This is a genomic window from Nisaea nitritireducens (assembly GCF_014904795.1).
In the GTDB taxonomy this organism is placed as follows: domain Bacteria; phylum Pseudomonadota; class Alphaproteobacteria; order Thalassobaculales; family Thalassobaculaceae; genus Nisaea; species Nisaea nitritireducens.
Genome location: NZ_JACZFS010000036.1, coordinates 145,416 through 169,584, shown reverse-complemented (window position 1 = coordinate 169,584; position 24,169 = coordinate 145,416). Strand labels below are relative to the sequence as shown.

Sequence of the window (24,169 nt, the reverse complement as noted above, 5' to 3'; positions counted from 1 at the left end):
CCGATCATTGGAAAAGGCAACGGCATTGACCCCGGCAGCCGCCACAATCGGCCGGATCGCGGCGGCGGAACGTCCGTATAGCGGGCCAAGTACAATCCGCGCCCCATCCGCCACGGCGAGCTTGGCCGCGTCTTCCGCGCCTTCCGGCGTGCCTTGCGTGTCGTAGACCATCAGGTTGAAATCTTCGCCGGCAATGTCGAACACCGCCATCTGCGCGGCGTCGAGCATGCTCTGCCCGACCGAGGCGCGGGCACCGCTCAACGGCAGCAGCATGGCAACGCCAACAGCCGTTCCTTCCGGTTCAACCAGCTGCAATGGCGCGGCGGGAGTCTCGAGCGACAGCTCGGTCTCGGGAACCACAAGCGTCTTGCCGGAACCGGTTGCTTCAGCCCCCGTGCTTACCGCACCTGACGGCGGGTTGATGGGTTGCGGCTCCGCTGTCGGAGCGGGCACAGTGCCGGATTGACGACCGAGGCCCGCCAAGGGATTCGGTGTCTGGCAAGCCGTCAATGCGACGCAGACCAGAAGCAGGCCCAAAAGCAGACAAAGTCGGGCAGCCCCACCCGCGTTGGCGAAAAGGGCTTGGAGAAACCGCCCGGTTCCTCCCATAACTCGACTGTCGCTCCAGTCACTTTCGGTACGGTATGAAGACTCGTACACCTCAGATCTCCTCCCGCTCTTTGGCGCCAAAGGCTAATCAAGCCGGCGACGAGAGTAAACCGCTGCAAAATGGCACCATTGTGACCTCCGCCATGAACCCTGATATGAGCCTTGGGCCTGAGCCGGAGAATGAGCAGCTTGCGGAGACCCCGGGGCGCCCTGTCGAGGGGTTGATTCTGGTTGCCACACCAATCGGAAATCTCGGCGACATATCGCGCCGGGCACTGCAAACCCTGGCCGCGGCCGACATTGTCGCCTGCGAGGATACCCGGCTTACCGGACGCCTGCTGCAGCGTTTCGCCATCAAGGCCCGCACCCTCGCCTATCAGGACCACAACGCGGAGCGCAGCCGCCCCGAGCTGCTGCGCCTGCTCGCCGAAGGCAAAAGCATCGCTCTGGTGACCGATGCCGGAACGCCGACCATTTCCGATCCCGGTTACAAATTGGTACGCGAGGCCGCCGCCCAGGGAACGCCGGTAACGTCGGTACCCGGGCCAGCGGCACCGATTGTTGCCCTCTCCATCTCCGGGCTGCCGACCGACCGGTTCTTCTTCGGCGGCTTCCTGCCGACCAAGCAGGGCGAACGTCGCCGTATTCTGGAAGAGGTATCCGGACTGCGCGCCACGCTGATCTTCTTCGAAGCGCCGCGCCGGCTGGCCGAATCCCTGGCTGTAGCGGCTGAAATCCTCGGCCCCCGGGACATGGCCGTCGCACGGGAGCTGACAAAGCGGTTCGAGGATGTGAACCGTGGCCGCCTTGACGATCTTGCCCGCCATTATGCGGAAACCGAGCCGCCGAAGGGCGAAGCGGTGCTGCTTTTCGGCCCTCCGGAGCAACGCGACGAAATCGGCGAAGCAGAGCTGGACGACATGCTCACGGAGGCCCTCACCCGCCTGAAGGTCAAGGATGCGGCAAAGGAAATCGCCGCGAAGACCGGGTTGCCCCGCAAGACACTCTATGACCGTGCCGTGCAACTGAAGGACGAGGCCGGGTGATGTTCCGCCTGAGCGGAAAGCCGGGCACCCAAAGGGAACGCAAACGCCGCGCCCTCCGCTACGGTGCCTTGGCCGAATGGGCCTGCCGTCTGATCCTCCGCCTGAAAGGTTACAGGGTGCTGGCGAGCCGCTTGCGCACGAAGGTCGGAGAAATCGATATTCTCGCCGAGCGGGGCCGCGTCCTTGCCATCATCGAGGTGAAGGCACGGCCAACAGAAGCGGCCGCGCTCGATGCCGTTTCGATATCGCAACGGCGGCGTCTCGAACGCGCCGCTCTGTGGGTCCAGCACGGAGATAGCCGGCTCGCAAACCATTGCCTTAGATTTGACCTCTTCGCAGTGGCACACTGGCGCATTCCTCGCCATATTCAGAATGCTTGGACCGTCGATCCCAACCGATAGAGTGACCCGATGCCAAACCGCCTCGTTTTCGTCCTGCTTCTCCTGCTCTCCCCACTCGGCCTTGGCGCCTGCACGCCGATCGGCGCTGCGATCGGAGCTGGTGCGGCCGCCGGCACCGCCGGCCAGACGGAGCGCGGCCTTGAGGGCACCGCCAGTGACATCGCCCTCAGTACGGAGATCAACCACTATCTGTTCCAGAGCAATGTCGATCTGTTTTCCGCAGTCGGAATTTCCGTCAAGGACGGGCGTGTGCTGCTGACCGGCTCGGTGGAGAAACCGGAAGACCGGATCGAGGCTGCACGGCTTGCCTGGAAGGCCGATACTGTCCGAGAGGTGATTAACGAAATTCAGGTCGTCGACAATTCCGACATCATCGACAAGGCCCGCGACACCTGGATCGAAACCCAGCTTGAAGCCCAGCTTCTGTTCGATGGCTCGATCCAGTCGATCAACTACGACATCGATACGGTCAACGGCACCGTCTATATCTTCGGAACCGCCCAGGATAATGCGGAACAGCAGCGCGTCATCAATCATGCGCGCAATCTTAAATATGTCCGCAATGTCGTCAGCTATGTGCGCATCCGCGGCGCCCCGTAAATCATGGACCCAGACCTGGATTCCATCCGCGCCACCCTCGCAGGTTTCGGCCAATCTGACCTAACGGACGGCGATCTCGGCGAAGCGGCCCTGCTGCTCGCCTCGCTGGACTGTCCTGGTGTGCCGCTGGCCCCATACCGGGACCATCTCGCTTCCATTGTCACGACCGCGATGAAATCGACTGCAGAGACTCCGGACGCCGCCCTGCGTCAGGCCATCGCTGGCGAATTTGCCTATGAAGGTGATCAGAAAACCTACGACGACCCGCAAAATGCGAATCTGATCCGGGTAATCGACCGGCGGAAGGGTCTGCCGGTTGCCCTCGGCATCCTCAATATCGTGACGGCCCGCGCACTCGGCCTCGAAGCCTGCGGTCTGAATTTCCCGAACCATTTCCTGATCCGCCTGCAATGGGATGGCGGACGTGCCATCGTCGACCCGTTCAATGGCGGCGTCAGCCTGGATGCCCGTGCCCTGCGCGATCTGCTCGCCCAGTTCCAGGGGCCAAGTGCCGAACTCACCCAGGCTCACTACAGCGATGTCAGTGATCTCGATATTTTATTGCGATTACAAAACAATATAAAGTTGCGCCTGATCCGCGACGGCAAACTGGAGCCCGCCCTGCAAGTCGTCCGGGACATGCGGCTACTCGCGCCCGGCATCCCCGGCCTGCTTCGCGAAGAGGGTCTGCTGTTGGCCCGCAAGGGGGAACGCCGGGCGGCCATCGACTGCCTGCGGGACTTCCTGACCCGGGACGGCATCCGCGAGCCAGAGCGCGTCGATGTCACGCGGGTTCTTCAAGTTCTTGAAAGTCAATTGAACTGAGCCGGAAATCCGGTTGATCCGGCATGCCGGATCACCACATAGTCGCGGCTCGTAAAAATGCGCTTACCTGACGGAGGAAGCTATGGGTCTCGGCGTCGCCATTCAGATGGATCCCATCGAACATATCGACATCAACGGCGACAGCAGCTTCGCCATGGCGCTGGAAGCAAAGCGGCGCGGGCACACGCTGTATCATTATCAGCCGAAGGACCTCAGCTTCCAGGACCGCAAGGTGCTAGCCCGGGTAAGGGCCCTCGACGTGCGCCGCGAAGTTGGCAACCACTTCACGCTGGGCGCGCCCGAGCTGATCGACCTCTCCCAGATGGACGTGGTTCTGATGCGCCAGGACCCGCCCTTCGACATGTCCTACATCACCGCGACCCATATTCTGGAACACATCCACCCGAAAACTCTGGTGGTGAACGACCCCGTGCATGTGCGGAACGCGCCGGAAAAGCTCTTCGTCACACATTTCGACAATGTCATGCCGCCGACCCTGATCACCAATGACCGGGAGCGCATCCTGGAGTTCCGGGCCGAGCATGAGGACATCATCGTCAAGCCGTTGTTCGGCAATGGCGGCGCTGGCGTGTTCCACCTGAAGCCTGGCGACGAGAACCTGAACTCGCTGCTGGAGCTGTTCACTGAAATGTATCGCGAGCCGGTGATCGTGCAGCGTTACCTGCCGGAAGTGCGGCAGGGCGACAAGCGGGTGATCCTGATTGACGGCAAGCCGGTCGGCGCCATCAACCGGATACCGGCCGCTGGCGAGGCGCGCTCCAACATGCATGTCGGCGGGCGGGCGGAAAAGGTCGGTCTGACCAAGCGCGACGAGGAAATCTGCGAGATCATCGGCCCTACCCTCGCCGAGAAGGGACTGATCTTCGTCGGCATTGATGTGATCGGCGACTATCTGACGGAAATCAACGTGACCTCGCCGACCGGCCTGCAGGAACTCGGCCGTTTCGAGGGCCGTTCCATCGAGGCGGAACTCTGGGACGCCATCGAGTCCAAACGCTGAACCCTCAACTGCGCGGCGCCGCCTCGGACGACGAGATGATCGCCGCGCAACCGAGGCGCGCCCGCAGCGTTTTGACCGGACTGCTTACCAGGCCCGGGGCAAACGTCAGGCCGGACCGCAAGGCAATTTCAGCAACGGAAACCTTATAGGCCTTGTCGCAGAAATCGGCTTTTCGCGGCGTTTCCTGATCCAGCACGAACCCCGCGACCTCAAGCTCATCCCCGCGCAACAGGGAGATGATTTTCCAGTAACCGCTCGGCACGCGATGCGCCTCGTCCGCTTGCGGAAGCGGCGGCATATCGCGCTCGTAGAGCGGCCCTGTAATGACATGAACATGTCCGGCCCTGGACTTTGCCAGTTTCCGGACAGCGCCCTCGAGCCTCTTCCACGGTCCCTGGTTGAGAGCGCTTTTCTGCGGCGTGATATTCGAGAGAGTGTTTGTCGCCTTCCAGCCCGGCGCCCCCGTGAAGCTGGCAAGCGGCGCCTGATGCCCCCGGTCCGTTTTCAGCGCCTTGTGCGCGCCCTTATAGTCCGCCGGCTCCAGCGATTCATCCGGCGGCAGCATGGGATCGGGACGCCAGACCCGGCGTTGGGACTTTCCGATCCCTGCCGGAACAACGTCATAGGCAACCCAATCGGCGAACTTCGTCTCGGCATTGTTGGAGAGCGTATGGCTGGTCCTGATCAGCACCCGGTTATCCGTCTTTGCGACCGGGCATTGCTGGAAGCAGTTGGTATCCAGAGGCTCCGCACGGACCGGCGGCAGGAACAGGACAAACAGCAGAACAGGAGCAAGAAGGCGGAGCCTGCTTGTATTTCGAGCGAACATGAACAATCGCACCGATGGTTATCGATGCGATCGAATATCATATTATTCACTCGTTTGAGTAGAATTATATGCGCCTCAGGCTGCTTTTTTCAGAACCAGCCCCCTGTAGGCCAAAGCCTCCGCAACATGGTGCCGCCTGACTGGTTCCGACTGCTCCAGGTCGGCGATGGTCCGGGCCACCCGAAGAATACGGTGATACCCGCGCGCCGAGAGCGAAAGGCGGGACGCCGCCTCTTCCATCAGCGCCTGCCCCGGCGGATCGGGCCGGGCGTGCTCCTCCAGCAGCTTGCCGCCAAGATCCGCATTGACCCGGCCGGAGGTTCCCTCTGCAACACTCTCGAACCGGCGGTGCTGGAGGCGGCGGGCGGCAGCCACCCGGGCCGCCACCTTTTCCGACCGCTCGGTATCAAGGGGCTGACCCAGCTCCCGGACCGATACCGGTTCGATATCGATGCGAAGATCGAACCTGTCGAGCAGCGGACCGGATAGACGCGCCTGATAGTCGAGCCCGCATTTCGGCGCCCGGCCACAAGCCTGCGCCGCATCGGAGAGATACCCGCACCGGCAGGGGTTCATTGCCGCAATGAGCTGGAAACGGGCCGGATAGGTGACCCGGTGGTTGGCCCGGCTGACCACCGCCTGCCCGGTCTCGATCGATTGCCGCAGCGAGTCCAGGACCGTGCGCGGGAACTCGGCCAGCTCGTCCAGAAACAGCACCCCGCAATGGGCCAGCGAAACCTCCCCCGGCCGGGCCTTCAGGCCGCCGCCAACAAGCGCCGGAATGCTGCTGGAATGGTGTGGGTCCCGGTAGGGCCGCGCGCGCGATATCCGGCCGCCCTTCAGGTCGCCCGCAACGCTGCGCACCATGCTGACCTCCAGCGCCTCCCGCGCATCGAGCGGCGGCAGAAGCCCGGGAAGGCGAGCCGCCAGCATGGATTTGCCGGCACCGGGCGGTCCGGTCATCAGCAGGTTATGCCCCCCGGCTGCTGCTATCTCGAGCGCCCGCTTGGCGCTTTCCTGGCCTTTCACATCCGCAAGATCGGGGAAATAGCCCGGCTCTTCGGAGCCGGCGGGCTCGGGCGGTGTCAGAACCTGGCTGCCTTTGAAATGGTTGATCAGCGAAAGCAGCGTCCGCGGCGCCAGCACGTCCAGATCCCCGGCCCAGGCGGCTTCCGGGCCGACCTTTTCCGGGCAGATGATACCGACGCCGCGAGAAACCGCCCCGAGCGCTGCAGGCAGTATCCCGGAGACTTCCGTCAATTGCCCATCCAGTGCCAGCTCTCCAAGCACCAGATACCCGGCGATTTCCTCCGCCGGAAGGACGCCCATCTGGACCAGGATCCCGACGGCGATCGGCAGGTCGTAGTGACTGCCTTCCTTGATGACATCGGCCGGGGCGAGATTGACGGTGATGCGCTGCGGCGGCAGGGCAAGGCCAAGCGCACTCAGCGCCGCTCTTACCCTGTCCTTGCTCTCATCCACGGCCTTGGCCGGGAGCCCGACGATGGAAAAGGCCGGAAGCCCGTTACCCATATGCACCTGGACATCGATATCGAGTGTATCGACCCCCTGAAACGCCACTGTCCGAACCCGCGCAACCATATCCGCCCCACCGAGACTGTATCCCGCAAGGTCATGGAGCGATTTGACGTATTTTCAGGAAATCCGCAAATGCAGGCTCAGGAATTCTCTTGAAGCATGGCGGGATCGCCGCCTCGAACATCGAGGAAAGAACAGGACCGCACAGCCACTTCGGTAAAGCAGGCATGGGTCAGGTCCGCATGATCGAAGCAGGTTTCTTCAACCAGGGCGCCGGCGAAATCGGCGCGCTGCAAATCAGCGCCGACCAGTGAGGCGCCACGCAGATCCGTCGGCCATTCCCGCAAGACCTCAAGCGTCCCCGGTTTCAGGATCGAAATCCGGGACAGCCGGGCGGAAACCAGTATCGCGCCGTTCAAATCCGCGTCTTTCAGATTAGTCCCGCGCAGGTCGACGCGGGTCAGGTCCGCCTGGGTCAGGTTGGCATTCTGAAGATTGGCGAGCCGCAGCGAGGAGCCTTTCAGCTTGGTTCCGTTCAGCTTGACCCGCGACATTTCGGCAGCGCTGAGCTCCGTCCCGCTCAGATCCATGCCGGAAAGGTCCATATCCCGGAAATCCCCTCGCGTCCCTTTGACGCCGCCGGACGAAACCCAGTGAAAATGCTCGACCAGTTTGTGCCGTATATCTTCCGGAAGGTCTTCCATGCCGGAAGCGATCCGGCAATCGGTCAGATCCGCGTCGGTGAGGTCAACTCCATCGAAATTGCAGGAACGCAGGTCGGCTCCGGAAAGATCGCTGTTTCGCAGCTGCGCCTGGCTCAGGTTCGCACCCTGAAGATTGGCGTTCTGCAGCACCGCATCCTTGAAGATCGTCCGGCTGAGATCGGCATGATGGAGATTGGCTCCGACCAGCTTTGCGGCGGAGAAATTCGCGTTGACCGCAACAGCACCGGAAAGATTGGCATTACTGAGATCGGTATGGATCAGCTTCGCCTCGGACATATCGCTGTTCTGCAGGTCGGCCACCTGCTCGATCGCGTGATGCACGTCGCGGAGCTTCATCGGCCGCAGATCGGCATTGGTCATGTCCGCCGCCATCAGCTTCGCACCGGCGAGAGAGGCCCCGCGCAGATTAGCGCCGACGAGGCGGCTGCCGGACAGGTCGGAATTGCTGAGACGCGCTGTCAGCATCTGGGCGTCCGAAAGATTGGCGCCGGCAAAGATGCTGTTCTGCAGGTTGGCACCCGCGAGCAAGGCCTGACGCAAATCCGCACCCGGCAAACGAACGCCACGCAAATCGCGCTGCCTCAGATCGGCAATTTCACCGCCTGGATAGCGCCGCAAAAACGCCTCGTGCTTCGAGACGATTTTGTCGAGTTCTTGCTGAAGTTCATCGACAACCATTGTGTAATTCCAGGCCAGTCTTCGGGCGTCTGGTCAAACAGACAACAACATATAGAAAAAATGGATACTGTTTTATCTATATATTGGTTCCTATTTAGAGTTTTACTTTAATCAATCCAGGAGCGCATATCAATCAATAAAATCAACACTCTATGGTGTGGATTAAAAGCTGATCCTTAAATCACCCCTACCAAAAGACTTATTTTCAACTCAATCGGGCGCCTGTTCGCGCAGCCGTGTCCTTGCAGTTTGGATAGCCGCACCCAAGATCTTCAGTCTTGGTCATCGAGGGAGAATACCTGTGGCAGAGAATGATTTGCCCGACACTGTTGCCCCGGTCGAGGGAGCCATTCGCAATCCCGCCAACCCGCATCATTTCATGGTGGTACAGCCCGCAGGGCGCAGAATCCGGATCTTTTTCGGTGACCGTCTCGTCGCGGACAGCAGGGATGCGGTACGGGTGATCGAGATCGGACGCCATGCCTTCGAGCCGCGGCTTTATTTGCCGCAGGAAGCTCTGACTGTGCCGCTGGCACAGTTGGACAAGGTCACGCACTGCCCTTTGAAAGGGGATGCGGTTTATTTTTCACTGGAAGGACAGGAAATCGCCTGGGCCTATCGCAGCCTGGACTTTGCCGCGGTGCTCAACGGGCTCTATTCGTTCTGGGGCGATACAATGCGGATCGTGGAGGGGGAATAACCTCCTGTAATCTCACCGCCCTGCCCGGCGTCAGTCCTGCTTCTGCAACATCCGGCCAAGACGTCGGCCGCCAAGCAGGTGGATATGGAGATGCGGAACTTCCTGCACACCGTTTTCACCCGTGTTGACGATCAGACGATACCCATCCTCGCGAGCTTCCATGATCTTCGCCACCTTGCCGATGGCGCGGACCCAGGCGACGATTTCGGCGTCGCTCGCCTGCTCTGAAAACTCGTTCATGGTCTTGTAGGGACCCTTGGGGATCACCAACACATGGACCGGTGCCTGGGGCTGGATATCCTCGAAAGCGAGAACGTGATCGTCTTCATAGACGGTCTTGTTGGGAATTTCGCCGCGCAGGATCCTGGCGAAGATATTCTGCTCATCATAGGACATCGATTTTCCCCCACTAACCATCGGCCGGCGCTCACTCGGAGCGGCTGGCCTTTTCCTCAATCCCGGACAGGCCCTCGCGGCGTGCCAGTTCGGCCCAGACATCATCGGGCTTGACCCCGGTCGCACTCCACAGCACGAGCAGATGATAAAGCAGATCCGCGCTCTCCGATGTCAGCCCGTCTCGGTCCCCGGCAACAGCCTCTATAATGGCCTCGACCGCTTCCTCGCCGACCTTCTGCCCGATCTTTTTCGGACCCTTGTCGAACAGCTTCGCAGTGTACGAGCTTTCCGGATCGGCGCCCTTGCGGGAGTCTATGACCGCGTGCAGCCGGTCCAGGATATGTTCGCTCATTGCGGCCTCACAGGAATACCGGCCTTCGCCATCGCCGCTTTCGCCTCGGATATGCGGAAAGTGCCGAAGTGAAACACGGAGGCGGCCAGCACCGCCGAGGCGTGACCTTCGAGAATGCCTTCGGCGAAATGTTCCAGCGTGCCAACGCCGCCGCTGGCAATCACCGGAATGCTCACCGCATCGGAAATCGCCCGTGTCAGCGGCAGGTTGAAGCCCTGCTTGGTACCGTCCCGGTCCATCGAAGTCAGCAGGATCTCGCCCGCCCCGTACTCGGTCATGCGCTGGGACCAGGCCACGGCATCAATACCGGTTGCCTCGCGCCCGCCATGGGTAAAAATCTCGTATTTATCCGGCCCGACGCTTTTCGCATCCACCGCAACGACGATGCACTGGCTACCGAATTTCTCCGCCGCGCGGCGCACGAAATCAGGATCCTTCACTGCTGCCGTGTTGATCGACACCTTGTCGGCGCCTGCCAGCAGCAGTTTGCGGATATCCTCAAGCGTCCGCACGCCTCCGCCGACGGTCAGCGGCATGAAGCATTGCTCCGCCGTCCGGCCGACGACATCGAACAGGGTGTCCCGTTCCTCGTGGCTGGCCGTGATGTCGAGAAAGCAAAGCTCGTCCGCGCCTTCACGGTCATAGATCTTGGCCTGCTCCACCGGATCGCCGGCATCGACCAGATCGAGAAAGTTGACGCCCTTGACGACCCGGCCGTCCTTCACGTCGAGACAGGGTATAACGCGTGCTGTCAGCATCAGACGGCCTCCGCTTCGGGCGCGGCCAGAAGAGCGACCGCTTCCGCCAGATCGATCCGTCCGTCATAAAGCGCGCGGCCGGAGATGGCGCCGGCAATGCCCGGTGCTCCCGCGGCCTTCAGAGCCGCCAGATCCTCCAGCGAGGCAACGCCGCCACTGGCAATCACCGGCGTCGAGATCGCGTTTGCCAAAGCGGCTGTCGCCGCCACATTGACGCCGCCGAGCGCGCCGTCCCGGTCGATATCGGTGAAGATGATCGCCGCCACGCCACAACCTTCGAAACGACGGGCGAGATCGACGGCCGACAAGGTCGAGGTTTCGGCCCAGCCCTCGACAGCGACCATGCCATCACGGGCATCGATACCAACCGCGATGCGGCCCGGATGGCGCGCGCAGGCGGCTTTCACCAGTTCCGGATCGCGCAGCGCGACGGTGCCGAGAATGACCCGGGCAACACCCTTTTCAAGCCAGGCATCGATCGCCGCCATGTCGCGGATGCCGCCACCGAGCTGCACCGGCACATCGACGGCCGCAAGAATGCGGTCGACGGCGTCCCCGTTCCGGGTCTCGCCGGCAAAGGCACCGTCCAGGTCGACCACATGAACCCAACCGCACCCGGCGTCCTGAAACAGACGCGCCTGAGCGCCCGGATCATCGTTGAAGACCGTCGCCGTGTCCATTTCACCCTTGAGCAGCCGCACACACTGGCCGCCTTTCAGATCGATGGCGGGAAACAGGATCATGCCGCGTCCAAATCCTTGTAATAGAAGTGCCCGGAGACGAAGCCGTCCCGCACATAGGCATAATGCGGCAGGCTGCCGAAACGGACATAGCCAAGCCGTTCATAGAGCCGGATCGCCGCATGCTGGGTTTCGCGCACATCCAGCGTCAGTACCTTGAAGCCTTCGTCCCGCGCGTGCTTTTCCGCGATCTCGACCAGGTCCCGTGACAGTCCGTGTCCCCGGCCCCAGGGCGCGACAAAGGTCGTCGTCAGGCTGCAGGTATGGCGCTGCGCCTCGTTGTTCCGGGCCGGTTTCTGGATCTGGCAGGACCCGGCGATCACACCGTCAAGCCGGCCAACAAAAAGATCGCGCTCGGGAATCAACAGAACCCCGCGCCAGAAAGCTTCAAGCGTTTCCCGCGGTGGCGGCGAGATCCAGCCGAACCCGCCGCCGTCAATGATTGCCGCTTCCGCCGCGTCAGACAGATCCTGCAGGTCACCCGGGCCGAACTCGTTCAGCATCTCCACCGTGGGAGCTGCCTGAAGCTGCGTTTCAGAGCCGCTGTCGTCCATGCCGCCCTCCCTCATGGAGCCCAGTCGAGAAAGTTCCGGATGAAAGCAAGGCCGTTGGCCTGACTTTTCTCCGGGTGAAACTGGGTCCCGAAATAATTTTCGCGTCCAACCAGCGCTGCGATCTCTCCACCGTAATCGCTCACCGCGATCAGATCGGACCGATCCGCTACATCAAACAGATACGAATGCACATAGTAAACGAAGGCGCCGTCTTCGATGCCTTTCAGCAATGGGTGCCCGCTCTGGATGAAGTTGAGCTGGTTCCAGCCCATATGCGGAACCTTGAGGGCAAGACCGTCCGGCGCCGGCGCAGGCTCGATCAGGCGGACCTCGCCGCCGATCCAGCCGAGCCCTTCCGAGGTCACGTGCTCCAGCCCGCGCTCCGCCATGAGCTGCATCCCGACGCAGATACCGAGAAACGGCGTGCCATTCTCAAGCACCGCGTCAGACAGCGCCTCGACCATGCCGGGGAGACCGTAGAGTCCATTGCGGCAATCGGCGAAAGCGCCAACCCCCGGCAGCACGATCCGACCGGCAGTGCGTACCACCGCCGGATCCGACGTCACGACAATCTCGGTGCCTTTTCCATGCTCGGACGCCACCCGCTCGAAAGCTTTCGCCACCGAACGGAGGTTGCCGGACCCGTAATCAACAACTGCGACTGTGGTCCGGCTGCCAGAGGCGGTCACAGGCTCCCCCCGAGGGTGCCCTTGGTCGAGGGCACGGCATCGGCGCGGCGTTGATCGATTTCAATCGCCATCCGCAACGCCCGGCCGACGCCCTTGAAGATGGATTCAACGATATGGTGCGTGTTGTCGCCGTAGAGATTTTCGATATGCAGGGTCAGCCCGGCCGCCTGGCTGAAGGCCTGGAAGAATTCACGGAACAGCTCCGTGTCCATGTCTCCCAGCTTCTGCGCCGGCATGGTGGCCCGCCAGACAAGAAAGGGACGGTTCGAGCAATCCAGCGCGACCCGGCTCAGCGCCTCGTCCATCGGCAAATAGGAAGAGCCATACCGGTTGATACCCTTACGGTCCTTCAGGGCCTTCGACAACGCATCGCCAATGGCCCAGCCGCAATCCTCGGTCGTGTGGTGCGCATCGATATGCAGATCGCCCTCGGCCCGTACCTTCAGATCCATCAGGGAATGCCGGGACAGCTGATCCAGCATATGGTCGAGAAAACCGATCCCGGTCTCGACGTCATATTTTCCGGTTCCGTCCAACGAAAGCTCGACGGAAATGCTGGTTTCGTTAGTCACGCGCTTGACGGTCGCGCTGCGGTTGTCCGACATGGGTTCTGCTCCCGGGCAATATACGGCGGCTATGTAGCAGGAAGTACGGCAGAATGCCAATCACCGGACTGCGCGAGGGCTCTCTTGCCGCAAGCCTTGCCAGAAGCGTTCCCTTGACGTTATCCAGCCGATGCCCAAATTGGACGGGCACGTTATCCATGGAGTTCTAATGAGCAATCAGGCCACCGACCCTATCCAGTGGCATGGCACCACGATCCTTTCGGTCCGCAAGAACGGGCGCGTGATCGTCGCCGGCGACGGACAGGTCAGCTTCGGCAATACGGTGATGAAGGCGCAGGCCCGCAAGGTGCGCCAGCTCGGCGACGGCAGCGTGATCGCCGGGTTCGCCGGCGCCACGGCGGACGCCTTCACCCTGTTCGAACGGCTGGAAGAGAAGCTCGAGAAACATCCGGGCCAACTCACCCGCGCCGCTGTCGAACTCGCCAAGGATTGGCGGACGGACCGTTATCTGCGCCGGCTCGAAGCAATGATGGCTGTGGCCGACAAGTCGGTCTCCCTGGTCCTGACAGGGAACGGCGATGTGCTGGAGCCCGAGGACGGCCTGATCGGCATCGGCTCCGGCGGCACGTTCGCCCTGTCCGCCGCACGGGCCCTGGTGGATATCGACGGCATGGAAGCCGAAGCGATTGCCCGAAAGGCGATGAAGATCGCCGCCGATATCTGCATTTACACCAACGAGAATCTCACCCTCGAGACGCTCGAGTCCGACTGACCCCGCCGATCTCCGGATCGGCCATCGCATTATCACGATAGGTAAGCCCACGCATGACCTCCTTCAGCCCGCGTGAAATTGTCTCTGAACTCGACCGCTTCATCATCGGCCAGACCGACGCCAAGCGCGCTGTCGCCATTGCCCTGCGCAACCGCTGGCGGCGCCAGCAGCTGGCCGACGATATCCGCGAGGAAGTACAGCCGAAGAACATCCTGATGATCGGCCCGACCGGCGTCGGCAAGACAGAGATCGCCCGGCGCCTCGCCAAACTGGCGGAAGCGCCCTTCATCAAGGTCGAGGCAACGAAATTCACCGAAGTCGGCTATGTCGGCCGGGACGTCGAGCAGATCATCCGCGACCTGGTGGAAGTGGCTATCGGTCAGGTCCGCGAGAAGATGCGCAAATCCGTGCATGCCAAGGCGGAGCTGGCGGCCGAGGACCGGGTGGTCGACGCCCTGGTCGGCGAAAGCGCAAGCGCGGATACCAAACAGAAATTCCGCATCATGCTGCGCGAAGGCAAGCTGGACGATAAGGAAATCGAGATCGAGACCGCGGATAGCGGTGGCGGCGGTATGCCGACTTTCGATATCCCCGGCATGCCCGGCGCCCAGATGGGCATGCTCAATCTGAACGATATGTTCGGAAAAGCCTTCGGTGGCCGGACCAAAAAGCGCCGCATGGCAGTCGCGGAATCCTACAAGGTGCTGGTCGAGGAAGAGGCGGACAAGCTGCTCGACGAGGAAAAAGTGACCCGCATGGCCATCGAGGCGGTGGAGGAGAACGGCATCGTCTTTCTGGACGAGATCGACAAGATCACCAGCCGTGCGGAGCGCGGCGGCGATGTCAGCCGCGAGGGTGTGCAGCGCGATTTGCTGCCGCTGATCGAGGGGACCACGGTGGCGACCAAGTACGGGCCGGTGAAAACCGACTTCGTGCTGTTCATTGCCAGCGGCGCTTTCCATCTGGCGAAACCCTCCGATCTGCTGCCGGAACTGCAGGGCCGTCTGCCCAACCGCGTCGAGCTGCGGGCACTGGAGCGGGACGATTTCCGCCGTATCCTGACCGAGCCGGAGAACAGCCTGCTGCGCCAGTACACGGCCCTGATGGCAACCGAAGAGGTCACCCTCGACTTCACCGACGACGCCATCGACGCACTCGCCGACCTCACGGTCGACATCAACAAGAATGTCGAGAATATCGGCGCTCGCCGCCTGCACACGGTGATGGAAAAGCTGCTCGACGAAATCAGCTTCACCGCCTCCGACAAGGGTGGCGAGACGTTGAAAATCGATGCGGCTTACGTGAACGAACGTGTGGGCGAGCTGGCGAAGAACACGGATCTCAGCAAGTTCATCCTCTGACCGGACAGGGCCGCACTCAGTAGCGCGGCCCCTTGCCCGGTGGCGCGAGTTCGGCAAGCAACGCGTCAATCCGTGGATCGTCGAGATCGCGGATACGGATCGCGAGAGTGTTGGCGAGCTCCGTCGCTTTCGGGCTGAGACCGGCCGTATCGATGACGACGCGCGGGTTCGAATGCTTCGCGAGCTTCTTCAGATCCTCCGCATCGTCCCAGATCAGGCCGAAATACTGGCAGATCTGGTGGATCAGCCCGACGGTCGGACGGCCTTTCTTGCCGTGCTCCAGCGCCGAGAGATAGGCGGAGGATACCTGCAGGGCGGTCGCCATCTGCTTCAGGGTGACGCCGCGGGCGGCCCTGAGCTGCCGGATCTTTGCGCCGAAGGGGGTCATCTGCCGTCTCGCCCTGACATCAGCTCTTCTGCCGGCGCAGCATGACATAGAGCGCGCCGCTGCCGCCGTGCTGCGGCTGGGCTGGGGAATAGGCCAGCACCTTATCCTTGTTCATGCCGTCGGTCAGCCAGCGCGGCGTCATCCGGCGCAACACGCCCGCCTCGCGCTCTCCATCGCCGGTGCGGCTGCCCTTGCCGGTAATTACCAGCACGCAGCGCTGGCCGCGCCTGTAGGCAGAGGCAATGAAGCCGTTCAGCGCCCGGTGGGCTTCCTCCTGGCGCATGCCATGCAGGTCGATGCGGCCGTCGATCTGTTGCTTGCCGCGTTTGATCTTGAGCGCCGTGCGCCGGTCTATCCCGGGGACCTTGCCCGGATCGTGCTCCGCCAGCGCACTCGGCACCTTGATGGCGATGAAGCCGGGATCGTTTTGTGGCCGGCTGTGATGGCGTGCCGCCTGCTGGCCCTTGGCGCTCTTTTTTGGCTGTTTTGTGCTGAGTTCCGGGACTTTCGGCGTCTCTTCAGCCTCGGCCAGCGCCGCACGGCGCTCAGGCGTCAGGGGCACCGTGTCGGCTACCACCTTGCGCCATAGATCGAGCTCGTCCGCTGTCGGTCGCCGCGCCATGAAATCCGCTCCGCTTCCGGGCTCAGTCCTTGACCAACATGATATGAAGCCGCCGGGGACCGTGTGCGCCGAGCTGGATGATCTGCTCCACATCCCCTGTCCGCGACGGCCCGGTGACGAGGTTGACCGTGCGCGGCACACTTGCTCCCGGTTCCAGACCCAACTTCTGTCGCAGCATGTCCCATGCATCCTCGTAAGCGCCAACGATCTGGCTCTCGCGCAGCAGTACCACGTGCGTATCCGGCACGAAATGCAGGCTTGTCGGGGTTTCGGCTGAGGAATGCAGCATCAGCGTGCCGGTTTCGGCAATCCCGGCATGGGCCGGTGTCAGCCCTACAGCATCCTCGTTCACCGCGGCTCCGCTGGTGATTTCAAGCGCAGGCGCCTTTTCCCACGGGATCACCGTGTCTTCCAGGGCCGGGGACTGCTTGATCCGGGCCGGCAGGTTCTCCCGGCGCAGATAGTCCGCCAGCCGCTCCGGCACGGATTCAAGGGATTCCAGCCTGTCCACGGTGCAGGAGACAGCTTCCGCCATCTCGACGAAAAGACCGACCTTGTGCGCCTGATCCCCATCGGAGCGCTTCGGCACCAGAACACGCGCATGCCCTTTCAGGCGCGCCTCCACGGCCTCGGCCGCCGCGCCCTCCAGCCTGCCGCGCCCGAGGGACTTGCGAATGCCCGCAAGGATCTGTTCCCGCGCCTCGCTCATCACGCGCTCCCCTTCTTGCCGTGTCCGCTCATCTTGTAGAGCTGCTGAAAGGTGCGTCCTTCCGGTGCCGGCATATCACGAACCGAGGTCCAACCGGATGCCAGCGGCAACGTCGCGATCCGGCCCCGGTTTCCGCCCAGAGCACGCAGTAGCGCAGCCCCCAGCTTGGTTGATTGGCGATACAGCCAAGGCCTTTTGGCAAAGTACGACCAAAGCCCCAAACCCGCGCGAACCTGCGAGGTAGTCTTGTTCTCAGTGAACTCTTTTGCCCGGTAGTGACGCATCATTTTCGGCAAGGGGATGCGCATTGGGCATACCTGCTCGCAACGGCCGCAAAAGGTCGATGCATTGGGCAAATGACCCGCCTCGTCGATGCCGATCAGGCTTGGTGTGAGCACCGCGCCCATCGGTCCCGGATAGACCCAGCCATAGGCATGCCCGCCGACGGCCGCATAGACCGGGCAATGGTTCATGCAGGCGGAACAGCGGATACAGCGGAGCATGTCCTGATATTCGGTGCCGAGCATGGCAGAGCGGCCATTGTCGATCAGCACCACATGGAAAGACTCCGGGCCATCGAGATCTGTTTCCCGGCGCGGCCCGCTGGAAAAGGTGGTGTAGACGGAAAACTCCTGACCCGTCGCCGAGCGGGCCAGCAGCCGCAAGATGCAGCTCGCATCCTCCAGCGTCGGCACGATCTTCTCCAGGCTGGCTACCACGACATGCGCCTTACCAAGGGTCTGGGTCAGATCGCCGTTGCCTTCGTTGGTAACGATCACGGTCTGGCCGGTCTCGGCGATCAGGAAGTTGGCACCGGTTATCCCAACGTCTGCCGCGAAGAATTTTGAGCGGAGCTGGGTGCGGGCCTCGTCGGTAATGTCGCCGACTTCCTCAAGCGGGCGGTCCGGCGGCAAATCGGTGTGTTTCTTGCGGAAGGCCTCGACGACCTGTTCCTTGTTCACGTGGATCGCCGGCGCGATGATATGGCTCGGCGGCTCACCCCGGAGCTGGATGATGTATTCGCCGAGATCGGTCTCGATCGGCTCGACACCATGCTCTTCCAGATACTCGTTGAGGCCGATTTCCTCGGCCACCATGCTCTTGCCCTTGGTCACCGTCTTCGCATCAACGGAGCGGCAGATCTCCATGATGGTCTGCCGGGCTTCCTCGGAATTCCGGCACCAGTGAACCTGCCCGCCATTGGCAATGACGTTGCTTTCGAAGCGCTCGAGATAGAAATCGAGATTCTCCAGCACGTGGTTCTTGATATCCCGGCCCCGGTCGCGGAGATCCTCGAACTCCGGCAGCTTGGCGACGACGTCCGCCCGCTTCTGCTGGAAGCCGGGGCGCATCTTGGAGAGCGCCTTCTGCAGCTGGGCATCGGTTAGTGCGTCACGCGCATTCTGTTTGAAGCTGTGGGAGGTGGCTTCCATCAGCGCTCTCCCTCACCGATGGAGGGCTGATCGGTCATGCCGGCCAGCACTTCAGCGACATGCCGAACCTCCGTCCTGGCGCCGAGGCGTTTCAGCTTGCCGCCCATGTTCAAGAGGCAGCCAAGATCACCCGCCAGCAGGTGATCGGCACCGCTCTCGACGATCTCAGCGGCTTTCTGAGTCACCATCTTGTCGGAGATTTCCGGGTATTTGACGCAGAAGGTGCCGCCGAAACCACAGCAGATCTCGGCCCCCGGCATTTCCTTGATAGAGGTGCCGTCCATGGCTGCCAGCAGCTTGCGGGGCTGGGTCTTGACCTCAAGTTCGCGCAGGCCGGAGCAGGAATCGTGATAGGTCACCGTGCCGTCGAAGGCCGCGCCGGTGCTCTCCACACCCATTATATCCACGAGGAATGAGGTCAGCTCGTAGGTTCGCTTGGCCAGATGCTGTGCCCGCATGGCCATCGCCGGATCATCCTCGAACAGCTCCGGGTAATGCTCCCGGATCATCCCGGCGCAAGAGCCAGACGGCGCGACCACATAATCGAAACCCTCGAAGGCCTCGATCACATTGGCGGCAATATCACGGCTATCCTTGAAGTCACCGGAATTGAAGGTCGGCTGGCCACAACAGGTCTGCGCCTCCGGCACAATCACCTCGCACCCGGCTTTTTCAAGCAGAGACAGGGTTGCGAACCCGACCGACGGACGGAACAAATCGACAAGGCATGTCACGAACAGGCCGACGCGTGGACGGGCATTCTCGGACGCAGACACAGCAGGCTCCCACTCACATCTCTTTTTTGAGGATGCGGGGGCCATGGACCGGCACGCCGCATCCTATTGCTTAAAGGCAATATCGAGATTTTTAGGCAGAAGCACGAAATATCGACCCGTCGCAGCCATCGGTCCGGCTTTTTCAGCCGCCCGCGGACCGTGGCCCCAGAACACATCGCCACGTACGCCACCCTTGATGGCACCGCCGGTATCCTGTGCGACAACAAGGCGCTGCAACGGCTTCCCGCTTTCGTCCGGATAATCGACATCGAGCCAAACAGGTGCGCCGAGTGGGATATAACGCCGATCGACAGCAAGAGAGCGCCCGGCCGTCAGCGCCACACCCTGGGCGCCGATTGGGCCCTCGCCATCAATCGTGCGGAAGAAGATGTAAGAGGGATTCCGGTCCATGACGCCACGCATCTGATCCGGATGGCGATGCAGCCAGTCGCGAATGGTCTGCAGCGATACCGCTTCCCGGTCGATCTCACCGCTTTCCACGAGATATCGGCCGATCGGATAATAGATGTGCCCATTATGGCCGTCGTAGCCGACCCGCAGCACCCGGCCGTCATCAAGCCTTATACGGCCCGATCCCTGAATGTGCAGGAAGAAGGCGTCAATCGGATCGTCGAGCCAGACCAGCGTCTCCGCATTGTTGCCAAGCGCCCCGGACTCGATTTCTGACCGGCTTTCATACGGGATCAACCGGCCGCTACGCAGCCGGCCGGCAATGCGCTCACCGCGAAGACCCGTCCGCCAGTCCCCGAGATTGACCAGAACCAGATCGGACGGTTTTGCCAGCAACGGGGTCTCGAAACCTTCGCGCCGCTCAAGCGAGCCATTCAGCTCCGGCTCGTAATATCCCGTAAAGAGCCCCTCGCTCTTGCCCGCCCGGACCTCGTAAGCATCGAACCAGGTTGAGAGAAAATCGCGGACGGCACCATCGCCGCTGCCATCGGACAGTCGGGAAAGGGCATCGCAAGCGCCCCGCCAAGCGGCAACGGTGCCGCCGATTTCTGCCGGTGCGATGGTCGCGGTATCGGATTGACGCCGGAGTTTCCCGCAGGAGCGCTTCAGGGCCGGGAGTGCCTCGCTGACCCGGTCGCTGTTCCAGGCCGGCAGTCCCGCAAGGTCGGTCCTCTTATAGCTGACCGGAGGCGAGTCCGCGCGATCGGGTTCCTGATCCGGCGTGCATGCGGCCAGAACCAAAACTGTCAGCAGCCACAAGCCGCGCCACGTCAAAATATTCTCCAGTCCGTTTCGGACCATAGTGATCGATGCTTTATTCTTCAGGCACACGTGTTGCGACGAGACGCCAGTTCGGATCCCGTCCGGAAATATCACGCTCGAATGTCCAGAGATCGGTCACGGTTTCGATCTTGTCCGGGTCGCCGTCTACGACCGATCCATCCTCGGCGCGGGTCGCCTTCACCTGATCGGTGATGAACTCGACCGTCACCCGGGCAATTGACCCGTCCAGGTGAACTTCGCTGATCAAAGCCGACCGCATGGAAGAAATCGTTGTTTCCTGCGTCTCGCCCGCCTGCTCGCGCGCATCAATCGCGCCGGCGAAAGCAGACATCAGATCGTCTGCCAGTAGCGGACGGAGAGCTTCCTGATCGCCCTTGGCAAAAGATTCGACGACCCATTCGAATGCGGTCCGCGCCCCTTTCAGGAACTCGATCTCATCAAAGGACGGATCCGCCATTTTCAGGCGCATGGCTTCGGACAATTCGCCGTCCTGCTGATCGGCGTCGCCGTTATCCGCATCACGGCCCGGAAGCTGGATCACGTTGTCCGACGTGTTGCCCTGCTCGGGTGCCTGCGAAAACGGATCGCTGTGCCGCTCTTCATGCCCGGTGCGTTTTCCAAGCACGCTACGCAGCTTGAAAACGAGGAACCCCGCAAGTATTGCGAATAGAATTATCTCGAACAAAGCGGAACCGTCGCCCATATCGTCCTTAACTGCGGGTATGAAAACCCTTATCCATTGATGAAGAAATCGCCACCGGTTTGTTCGGCAGACCAACCATGTTTTGGTCAGAGACCTGCCGCTTTAACCTTCGGGCGACCGTACTACAGCATACATAGGCTGTCACTTTTGAAAGAACAACTATGGCCCTGCTAATCCTTTTCATCTTGATCGGCATCCCAGTCATCGAGATTTTCGTCTTCGCCGAAGTTGGCGGGATCATCGGCGGCTGGGCAACCGTCGGCCTGACCCTGCTCACTGCCGCACTGGGCGCCATACTGTTCCGGAGCCAGGGCACGGCCGTTCTTCAGCGGGCCCAGGAGCAGCTGCAGCGGGAAGAGACCCCGCTGGCCGAAATCATTGACGGGGTTGGCCTTCTGCTGGCGGCGGCCTTCCTCTTCCTGCCCGGTTTCGTGACCGATGCCGCCGGTTTTCTGCTTTTCATACCGCCGCTGCGCGTGGTGCTGATCGGAATGTTGTTCCGGGGCGCCGCACGGGCCGCCGACTCTCACGTCTGGATTGTCCGGGGACGGTCGGATAAAGCCTCCGGCGCTTCCGGTTCCAAAACAGTCATCGACGCGGAGTTCGAGGATCTGACGGACAAGGAAGATAATTCCGGAACTGGTGGCGACGGCTCCGGCCGCGACCTGCCACCACGCTGATCAAACCGCTTTTGCATCCATATCTGAGGGATTTCACCTGCATGTTGTTCGTCCGTCACGGCCAGTCCGAATTCAATGTCGTCTATGGAGCCACCGGCCGCGACCCGGGAATTGAAGACCCGGCATTGACCGAACTCGGCCAAGCCCAGATCCGGCACAGTGCCCAGGCATTGCGCGGACACGATGTCGATCACATTGTCTCCAGCCCCTATCGCCGGGCGCTCGAGACAGCGCATATCATCGCCGAGGTCATCGACCGGGAGATCAGGATCGAGCCGTTGATCCGCGAGCACCGGCATTTTATCTGCGATATCGGCCGCACGCGAACAAAGTTGCAGGCCGACTGGCCGCATCTGGCGTTTGACCATATCGATGAGCAATGGTGGACCGATCATCACGAAGAGGAGCACGAGGTTCATGCCAGGGTGAGCGCATTCCTCGATGCCAACCATCGGCGGACGGACTGGGATCGCGTTGTCTGTGTCAGCCACTGGGGTTTCATCAACCGTCTCACGGGCCTGCCGGTCGGCAACGGAACCGTCGTCAAGGTCCAGCGGGACGGCGCCGGAGAGGTTGTTCACACCCCCGATCCGTGATACCCACGCGCCTTCAAATTGACCCGGCAGAGATAAGATCGAACCGATGACCGACACAGATACCGGTACCGCGCCCGCCCAACAGAGTGAAGCGATCAACACCTTCTCGATGACTGTGAAGGCGCAATATATCAAGGATATGTCCTTCGAAAATCCGAAGGCGCCGTGGAGCCTGCGTGCCGATATTCGCCCCGACATCGAAATCGGTGTAGATGTCCGCGCCGAGCGGATGACGGATGATGTCTTCGAGGTCACCCTGCTGCTGAACGTCAACGGCGTTCACGAAGGCGAGAAGGTCTTCATCGTCGAGCTGTCCTATGCAGGTGTTTTCCAATTTGAAAACGTGCGGCCTGATCAGGCTGAGTATGTGCTGATGGTCGAATGTGCGCGGCTGCTGTTCCCGTTTGCCCGCCAGATCATCGGGCAGGTGACGTCCGATGGCGGTTATCCGCCGCTGCATATCCAGCCGATCGATTTCCTGGGCGTGTTCCAGAAAAACGAACTGAAGCGTCAGGAAACCGGCGGCGTCGACGTTGCTGCGGTCGAGACCGAAGGCAACGCCTGATTATTCTGCGGCTTCCCCAGCCCGGTTCCAGATCGGGTCCTTCACCTTTTCCATAAGCGTTGCATGCGCCGCGAGCTCGTCAGGGCTCGGCGCGTGCGGGCGCGGCGGCCGGATAACTGCCTCGCGGATTTCTGGCGCGGCTGCTCCGGCCTTTTCCTGCCCCGCGAGCTCGAAGCCAGGCTGCCGTCCGCCGATCAGTTCCAGATAGACCGAAGCCAGCAAATCCGCGTCGACCAGTGCGCCGTGCAGATCGCGATGCCCGTTGTCGATCTCGAACCGCCGGCAGAGTGCATCCAGGCTGGCCTGGGCCCCCGGATATTTGCGCCGCGCCATGGTCAGCGTATCGATCGACCGCTCCATCGGCATTTCCGGATGGCCGAGCCGCTTCAGCTCGGCATTGATAAACCCCATGTCGAACTTGGCATTGTGAATAACCAGAGTTGCGTCACTGACGAATTCCAGAAACCCGTCCACGACCCCAGCGAAATTCGGATAGTCGGCAAGGAACTCTGTTGAAAGGCCATGGACCTCGAACGCGCCCTGTTCGACCTCGCGCTCCGGGTTGATATAGACGTGATAGCTCTCGCCGGTCGGCACATGATTGATCAGTTCAATGGCGCCGATTTCGATAATCCGGTGCCCCTGTTTCGGATCGATACCCGTGGTTTCCGTATCAAGAACCAGTTCACGCATGTCTAATTCCCAGCTGGCGGAGGATCTTCTTGATCACCCGGATCGTAACGGCTCGGCCCAGGCCGGTCGGCAGAACGTAATCCGCGCGCCGACGCTTTTCACGATCCGGCATCTGCTTTTCCAGAATAGAAGAGAGCCGCTCCGCTGTCATGCCGGGACGGGCCAAAACCCGTTGCCGCTGTAAAAAAGCGGGCGCGGATACAACGAAGACATAGTCACAGATCTCCTCTCCGCCTGTCTCGAACAGAAGAGGCACATCGAGCACGGCCGCGCGGCGCCCGGCCCGGCGGTGCAGGGCGAGAAACCGGTCCCGCTCGCGACGCACCAACGGATGGACGATCGCTTCCAGATCGTGCAGCGCATCCGCATTGCCAAACACGATCTTACCGAGCCGCTCCCGATCCACCGCCCCGTTGACGATGGCCTCGGGAAACCGGCGGGAAATCGGTGCCACCGCCGAACCACCTGCCCGGAAAAGCGCATGCACTGAAGCGTCCGCATCATGCACAGGGAGCCCCAGGCGGCGGAACATCGCGGCCGCGGTGCTTTTCCCCATGCCGATGGAGCCAGTCAGACCGAGGACCAGCAT

31 protein-coding genes are annotated in these 24,169 nt (G+C 61.7%); 11 read left to right on the top strand and 20 right to left on the bottom strand.

Annotation, left to right across the window (positions count from 1 at the left end):
* On the bottom strand, positions 1-660 hold a 660-nt coding region (locus IG629_RS13115), incomplete at its 3' end, for an ABC transporter substrate-binding protein (protein ID WP_193172383.1).
* Between the two features lie 92 nt (positions 661-752).
* Between IG629_RS13115 and rsmI the strand changes: the two genes are divergently transcribed.
* From rsmI to gshB, 5 genes are all read left to right on the top strand, one after another.
* Positions 753-1,655, top strand: a complete 903-nt coding sequence (rsmI, locus tag IG629_RS13110) for a 16S rRNA (cytidine(1402)-2'-O)-methyltransferase (protein ID WP_226886668.1) — start codon at positions 753-755, stop codon at positions 1,653-1,655.
* On the top strand, positions 1,655-2,056 hold the full coding sequence (locus tag IG629_RS13105; protein ID WP_193172382.1) for a YraN family protein: 402 nt from the start codon (positions 1,655-1,657) through the stop codon (positions 2,054-2,056). Before rsmI ends, IG629_RS13105 begins: the two co-directional genes overlap by 1 nt.
* 9 nt (positions 2,057-2,065) lie before the next feature.
* Positions 2,066-2,656 (top strand): BON domain-containing protein, encoded by a 591-nt coding sequence (locus tag IG629_RS13100; protein ID WP_193172381.1) that lies wholly within the window; start codon positions 2,066-2,068, stop codon positions 2,654-2,656.
* A gap of 3 nt (positions 2,657-2,659) precedes the next feature.
* A complete protein-coding gene (locus IG629_RS13095; protein WP_193172380.1) occupies positions 2,660-3,481 on the top strand; it encodes a SirB1 family protein in 822 nt (273 codons plus the stop codon).
* Between the two features lie 82 nt (positions 3,482-3,563).
* Entirely contained in the window at positions 3,564-4,502 is a 939-nt protein-coding gene (gshB, locus tag IG629_RS13090; RefSeq protein WP_193172379.1) for a glutathione synthase, read from the top strand.
* A 4-nt stretch (positions 4,503-4,506) separates the two neighbouring features.
* On the opposite strand, the gene IG629_RS13085 is transcribed toward gshB, so the two are convergent.
* The 3 genes from IG629_RS13085 to IG629_RS13075 all read right to left on the bottom strand — a co-directional run bounded on the left by IG629_RS13085 (position 4,507) and on the right by IG629_RS13075 (position 8,273).
* A complete protein-coding gene (locus tag IG629_RS13085; RefSeq protein ID WP_193172378.1) occupies positions 4,507-5,331 on the bottom strand; it encodes a DNA/RNA non-specific endonuclease in 825 nt (274 codons plus the stop codon).
* Positions 5,332-5,406: 75 nt separating this feature from the next.
* On the bottom strand, positions 5,407-6,933 hold the full coding sequence (locus IG629_RS13080; RefSeq protein WP_193172377.1) for a YifB family Mg chelatase-like AAA ATPase: 1,527 nt from the start codon (positions 6,931-6,933) through the stop codon (positions 5,407-5,409).
* Between the two features lie 77 nt (positions 6,934-7,010).
* The gene (locus tag IG629_RS13075; RefSeq protein ID WP_193172376.1) at positions 7,011-8,273 is read right to left on the bottom strand and encodes a pentapeptide repeat-containing protein; all 1,263 of its coding nucleotides are present in this window, start codon (positions 8,271-8,273) and stop codon (positions 7,011-7,013) included.
* 301 nt (positions 8,274-8,574) lie between these two features.
* Here IG629_RS13075 and IG629_RS13070 point away from each other — a divergent pair, with 301 nt between their 5' ends.
* Positions 8,575-8,973: a DUF427 domain-containing protein gene (locus IG629_RS13070; protein WP_319025080.1), complete on the top strand. Its 399-nt coding sequence runs from the start codon at positions 8,575-8,577 to the stop codon at positions 8,971-8,973.
* Between the two features lie 30 nt (positions 8,974-9,003).
* Here the strand turns inward: IG629_RS13070 and IG629_RS13065 are convergent, their stop codons facing one another.
* From IG629_RS13065 to hisB, 7 genes are read right to left on the bottom strand one after another with little or no spacing between them, the layout of a single operon-like run.
* Entirely contained in the window at positions 9,004-9,369 is a 366-nt protein-coding gene (locus tag IG629_RS13065; protein WP_193172375.1) for a histidine triad nucleotide-binding protein, read from the bottom strand.
* Positions 9,370-9,400: 31 nt separating this feature from the next.
* On the bottom strand, positions 9,401-9,721 hold the full coding sequence (locus IG629_RS13060; RefSeq protein ID WP_193172374.1) for a phosphoribosyl-ATP diphosphatase: 321 nt from the start codon (positions 9,719-9,721) through the stop codon (positions 9,401-9,403).
* On the bottom strand, positions 9,718-10,479 hold the full coding sequence (gene hisF, locus IG629_RS13055; protein WP_193172373.1) for an imidazole glycerol phosphate synthase subunit HisF: 762 nt from the start codon (positions 10,477-10,479) through the stop codon (positions 9,718-9,720). The genes IG629_RS13060 and hisF overlap by 4 nt, the downstream gene beginning before the upstream one ends.
* Positions 10,479-11,222 carry a 1-(5-phosphoribosyl)-5-[(5-phosphoribosylamino)methylideneamino]imidazole-4-carboxamide isomerase gene (gene hisA / locus IG629_RS13050; RefSeq protein ID WP_193172372.1) on the bottom strand — a complete coding sequence of 248 codons (744 nt, stop codon included), beginning with the start codon at positions 11,220-11,222 and terminating at the stop codon, positions 10,479-10,481. The genes hisF and hisA overlap by 1 nt, the downstream gene beginning before the upstream one ends.
* Positions 11,219-11,773 carry a GNAT family N-acetyltransferase gene (locus IG629_RS13045; protein WP_193172371.1) on the bottom strand — a complete coding sequence of 185 codons (555 nt, stop codon included), beginning with the start codon at positions 11,771-11,773 and terminating at the stop codon, positions 11,219-11,221. The genes hisA and IG629_RS13045 overlap by 4 nt, the downstream gene beginning before the upstream one ends.
* A gap of 11 nt (positions 11,774-11,784) precedes the next feature.
* A complete protein-coding gene (gene hisH / locus IG629_RS13040) occupies positions 11,785-12,462 on the bottom strand; it encodes an imidazole glycerol phosphate synthase subunit HisH (protein WP_193172370.1) in 678 nt (225 codons plus the stop codon).
* Positions 12,459-13,067: an imidazoleglycerol-phosphate dehydratase HisB gene (gene hisB / locus IG629_RS13035; RefSeq protein ID WP_193172369.1), complete on the bottom strand. Its 609-nt coding sequence runs from the start codon at positions 13,065-13,067 to the stop codon at positions 12,459-12,461. Before hisB ends, hisH begins: the two co-directional genes overlap by 4 nt.
* 169 nt (positions 13,068-13,236) lie before the next feature.
* Between hisB and hslV the strand changes: the two genes are divergently transcribed.
* Both hslV and hslU read left to right on the top strand, forming a co-directional pair.
* Positions 13,237-13,800 carry an ATP-dependent protease subunit HslV gene (gene hslV, locus IG629_RS13030; protein WP_193172368.1) on the top strand — a complete coding sequence of 188 codons (564 nt, stop codon included), beginning with the start codon at positions 13,237-13,239 and terminating at the stop codon, positions 13,798-13,800.
* Positions 13,801-13,853: 53 nt separating this feature from the next.
* A complete protein-coding gene (gene hslU / locus IG629_RS13025; RefSeq protein ID WP_193172367.1) occupies positions 13,854-15,161 on the top strand; it encodes an ATP-dependent protease ATPase subunit HslU in 1,308 nt (435 codons plus the stop codon).
* A gap of 16 nt (positions 15,162-15,177) precedes the next feature.
* On the opposite strand, the gene IG629_RS13020 is transcribed toward hslU, so the two are convergent.
* The 7 genes from IG629_RS13020 to IG629_RS12990 form a co-directional block, all read right to left on the bottom strand.
* Positions 15,178-15,549: a helix-turn-helix domain-containing protein gene (locus IG629_RS13020; protein WP_193172366.1), complete on the bottom strand. Its 372-nt coding sequence runs from the start codon at positions 15,547-15,549 to the stop codon at positions 15,178-15,180.
* Positions 15,550-15,568: 19 nt separating this feature from the next.
* Positions 15,569-16,171: a Smr/MutS family protein gene (locus tag IG629_RS13015; protein ID WP_193172365.1), complete on the bottom strand. Its 603-nt coding sequence runs from the start codon at positions 16,169-16,171 to the stop codon at positions 15,569-15,571.
* A 22-nt stretch (positions 16,172-16,193) separates the two neighbouring features.
* Positions 16,194-16,880, bottom strand: a complete 687-nt coding sequence (locus IG629_RS13010; protein ID WP_193172364.1) for a LutC/YkgG family protein — start codon at positions 16,878-16,880, stop codon at positions 16,194-16,196.
* Positions 16,880-18,313: a LutB/LldF family L-lactate oxidation iron-sulfur protein gene (locus tag IG629_RS13005; protein ID WP_193172363.1), complete on the bottom strand. Its 1,434-nt coding sequence runs from the start codon at positions 18,311-18,313 to the stop codon at positions 16,880-16,882. The genes IG629_RS13010 and IG629_RS13005 overlap by 1 nt, the downstream gene beginning before the upstream one ends.
* Complete coding sequence (locus IG629_RS13000; protein WP_319025079.1) at positions 18,313-19,089, bottom strand: (Fe-S)-binding protein; 777 nt, start codon at positions 19,087-19,089, stop codon at positions 18,313-18,315. The genes IG629_RS13005 and IG629_RS13000 overlap by 1 nt, the downstream gene beginning before the upstream one ends.
* A gap of 63 nt (positions 19,090-19,152) precedes the next feature.
* Positions 19,153-20,334, bottom strand: coding sequence for a murein transglycosylase A (gene mltA / locus IG629_RS12995; protein ID WP_226886667.1), 1,182 nt, complete (start codon positions 20,332-20,334; stop codon positions 19,153-19,155).
* A gap of 40 nt (positions 20,335-20,374) precedes the next feature.
* Complete coding sequence (locus IG629_RS12990; RefSeq protein WP_193172360.1) at positions 20,375-21,046, bottom strand: Tim44/TimA family putative adaptor protein; 672 nt, start codon at positions 21,044-21,046, stop codon at positions 20,375-20,377.
* A 161-nt stretch (positions 21,047-21,207) separates the two neighbouring features.
* On the opposite strand from IG629_RS12990, the gene IG629_RS12985 reads away from it, so the two are divergent.
* From IG629_RS12985 to secB, 3 genes are read left to right on the top strand one after another with little or no spacing between them, the layout of a single operon-like run.
* Positions 21,208-21,726, top strand: a complete 519-nt coding sequence (locus IG629_RS12985) for an FxsA family protein (protein ID WP_193172359.1) — start codon at positions 21,208-21,210, stop codon at positions 21,724-21,726.
* A 41-nt stretch (positions 21,727-21,767) separates the two neighbouring features.
* The gene (locus IG629_RS12980) at positions 21,768-22,322 is read left to right on the top strand and encodes a histidine phosphatase family protein (RefSeq protein WP_193172358.1); all 555 of its coding nucleotides are present in this window, start codon (positions 21,768-21,770) and stop codon (positions 22,320-22,322) included.
* 46 nt (positions 22,323-22,368) lie between these two features.
* Positions 22,369-22,887 carry a protein-export chaperone SecB gene (secB, locus tag IG629_RS12975; protein ID WP_193172357.1) on the top strand — a complete coding sequence of 173 codons (519 nt, stop codon included), beginning with the start codon at positions 22,369-22,371 and terminating at the stop codon, positions 22,885-22,887.
* On the opposite strand, the gene dnaQ is transcribed toward secB, so the two are convergent.
* Entirely contained in the window at positions 22,888-23,580 is a 693-nt protein-coding gene (dnaQ, locus tag IG629_RS12970; RefSeq protein ID WP_193172356.1) for a DNA polymerase III subunit epsilon, read from the bottom strand.
* Positions 23,573-24,169: a dephospho-CoA kinase gene (coaE, locus tag IG629_RS12965; RefSeq protein ID WP_193172355.1), complete on the bottom strand. Its 597-nt coding sequence runs from the start codon at positions 24,167-24,169 to the stop codon at positions 23,573-23,575. The genes dnaQ and coaE overlap by 8 nt, the downstream gene beginning before the upstream one ends.

Coding starts and splice junctions, on each gene's coding strand:
- rsmI (WP_226886668.1), top strand. CDS start 753: ATGAACCCTGATATGAGCCTTGGGCCTGAGCCGGAGAATGAGCAGCTT.
- IG629_RS13105 (WP_193172382.1), top strand. CDS start 1,655: ATGTTCCGCCTGAGCGGAAAGCCGGGCACCCAAAGGGAACGCAAACGC.
- IG629_RS13100 (WP_193172381.1), top strand. CDS start 2,066: ATGCCAAACCGCCTCGTTTTCGTCCTGCTTCTCCTGCTCTCCCCACTC.
- IG629_RS13095 (WP_193172380.1), top strand. CDS start 2,660: ATGGACCCAGACCTGGATTCCATCCGCGCCACCCTCGCAGGTTTCGGC.
- gshB (WP_193172379.1), top strand. CDS start 3,564: ATGGGTCTCGGCGTCGCCATTCAGATGGATCCCATCGAACATATCGAC.
- IG629_RS13085 (WP_193172378.1), bottom strand. CDS start 5,331: ATGTTCGCTCGAAATACAAGCAGGCTCCGCCTTCTTGCTCCTGTTCTG.
- IG629_RS13080 (WP_193172377.1), bottom strand. CDS start 6,933: ATGGTTGCGCGGGTTCGGACAGTGGCGTTTCAGGGGGTCGATACACTC.
- IG629_RS13075 (WP_193172376.1), bottom strand. CDS start 8,273: ATGGTTGTCGATGAACTTCAGCAAGAACTCGACAAAATCGTCTCGAAG.
- IG629_RS13065 (WP_193172375.1), bottom strand. CDS start 9,369: ATGTCCTATGATGAGCAGAATATCTTCGCCAGGATCCTGCGCGGCGAA.
- IG629_RS13060 (WP_193172374.1), bottom strand. CDS start 9,721: ATGAGCGAACATATCCTGGACCGGCTGCACGCGGTCATAGACTCCCGC.
- hisF (WP_193172373.1), bottom strand. CDS start 10,479: ATGCTGACAGCACGCGTTATACCCTGTCTCGACGTGAAGGACGGCCGG.
- hisA (WP_193172372.1), bottom strand. CDS start 11,222: ATGATCCTGTTTCCCGCCATCGATCTGAAAGGCGGCCAGTGTGTGCGG.
- IG629_RS13045 (WP_193172371.1), bottom strand. CDS start 11,773: ATGGACGACAGCGGCTCTGAAACGCAGCTTCAGGCAGCTCCCACGGTG.
- hisB (WP_193172369.1), bottom strand. CDS start 13,067: ATGTCGGACAACCGCAGCGCGACCGTCAAGCGCGTGACTAACGAAACC.
- hslV (WP_193172368.1), top strand. CDS start 13,237: ATGAGCAATCAGGCCACCGACCCTATCCAGTGGCATGGCACCACGATC.
- hslU (WP_193172367.1), top strand. CDS start 13,854: ATGACCTCCTTCAGCCCGCGTGAAATTGTCTCTGAACTCGACCGCTTC.
- IG629_RS13020 (WP_193172366.1), bottom strand. CDS start 15,549: ATGACCCCCTTCGGCGCAAAGATCCGGCAGCTCAGGGCCGCCCGCGGC.
- IG629_RS13015 (WP_193172365.1), bottom strand. CDS start 16,171: ATGGCGCGGCGACCGACAGCGGACGAGCTCGATCTATGGCGCAAGGTG.
- IG629_RS13010 (WP_193172364.1), bottom strand. CDS start 16,880: ATGAGCGAGGCGCGGGAACAGATCCTTGCGGGCATTCGCAAGTCCCTC.
- IG629_RS13005 (WP_193172363.1), bottom strand. CDS start 18,313: ATGGAAGCCACCTCCCACAGCTTCAAACAGAATGCGCGTGACGCACTA.
- IG629_RS12990 (WP_193172360.1), bottom strand. CDS start 21,046: ATGGGCGACGGTTCCGCTTTGTTCGAGATAATTCTATTCGCAATACTT.
- IG629_RS12985 (WP_193172359.1), top strand. CDS start 21,208: ATGGCCCTGCTAATCCTTTTCATCTTGATCGGCATCCCAGTCATCGAG.
- IG629_RS12980 (WP_193172358.1), top strand. CDS start 21,768: ATGTTGTTCGTCCGTCACGGCCAGTCCGAATTCAATGTCGTCTATGGA.
- secB (WP_193172357.1), top strand. CDS start 22,369: ATGACCGACACAGATACCGGTACCGCGCCCGCCCAACAGAGTGAAGCG.
- dnaQ (WP_193172356.1), bottom strand. CDS start 23,580: ATGCGTGAACTGGTTCTTGATACGGAAACCACGGGTATCGATCCGAAA.
- coaE (WP_193172355.1), bottom strand. CDS start 24,169: ATGCTGGTCCTCGGTCTGACTGGCTCCATCGGCATGGGGAAAAGCACC.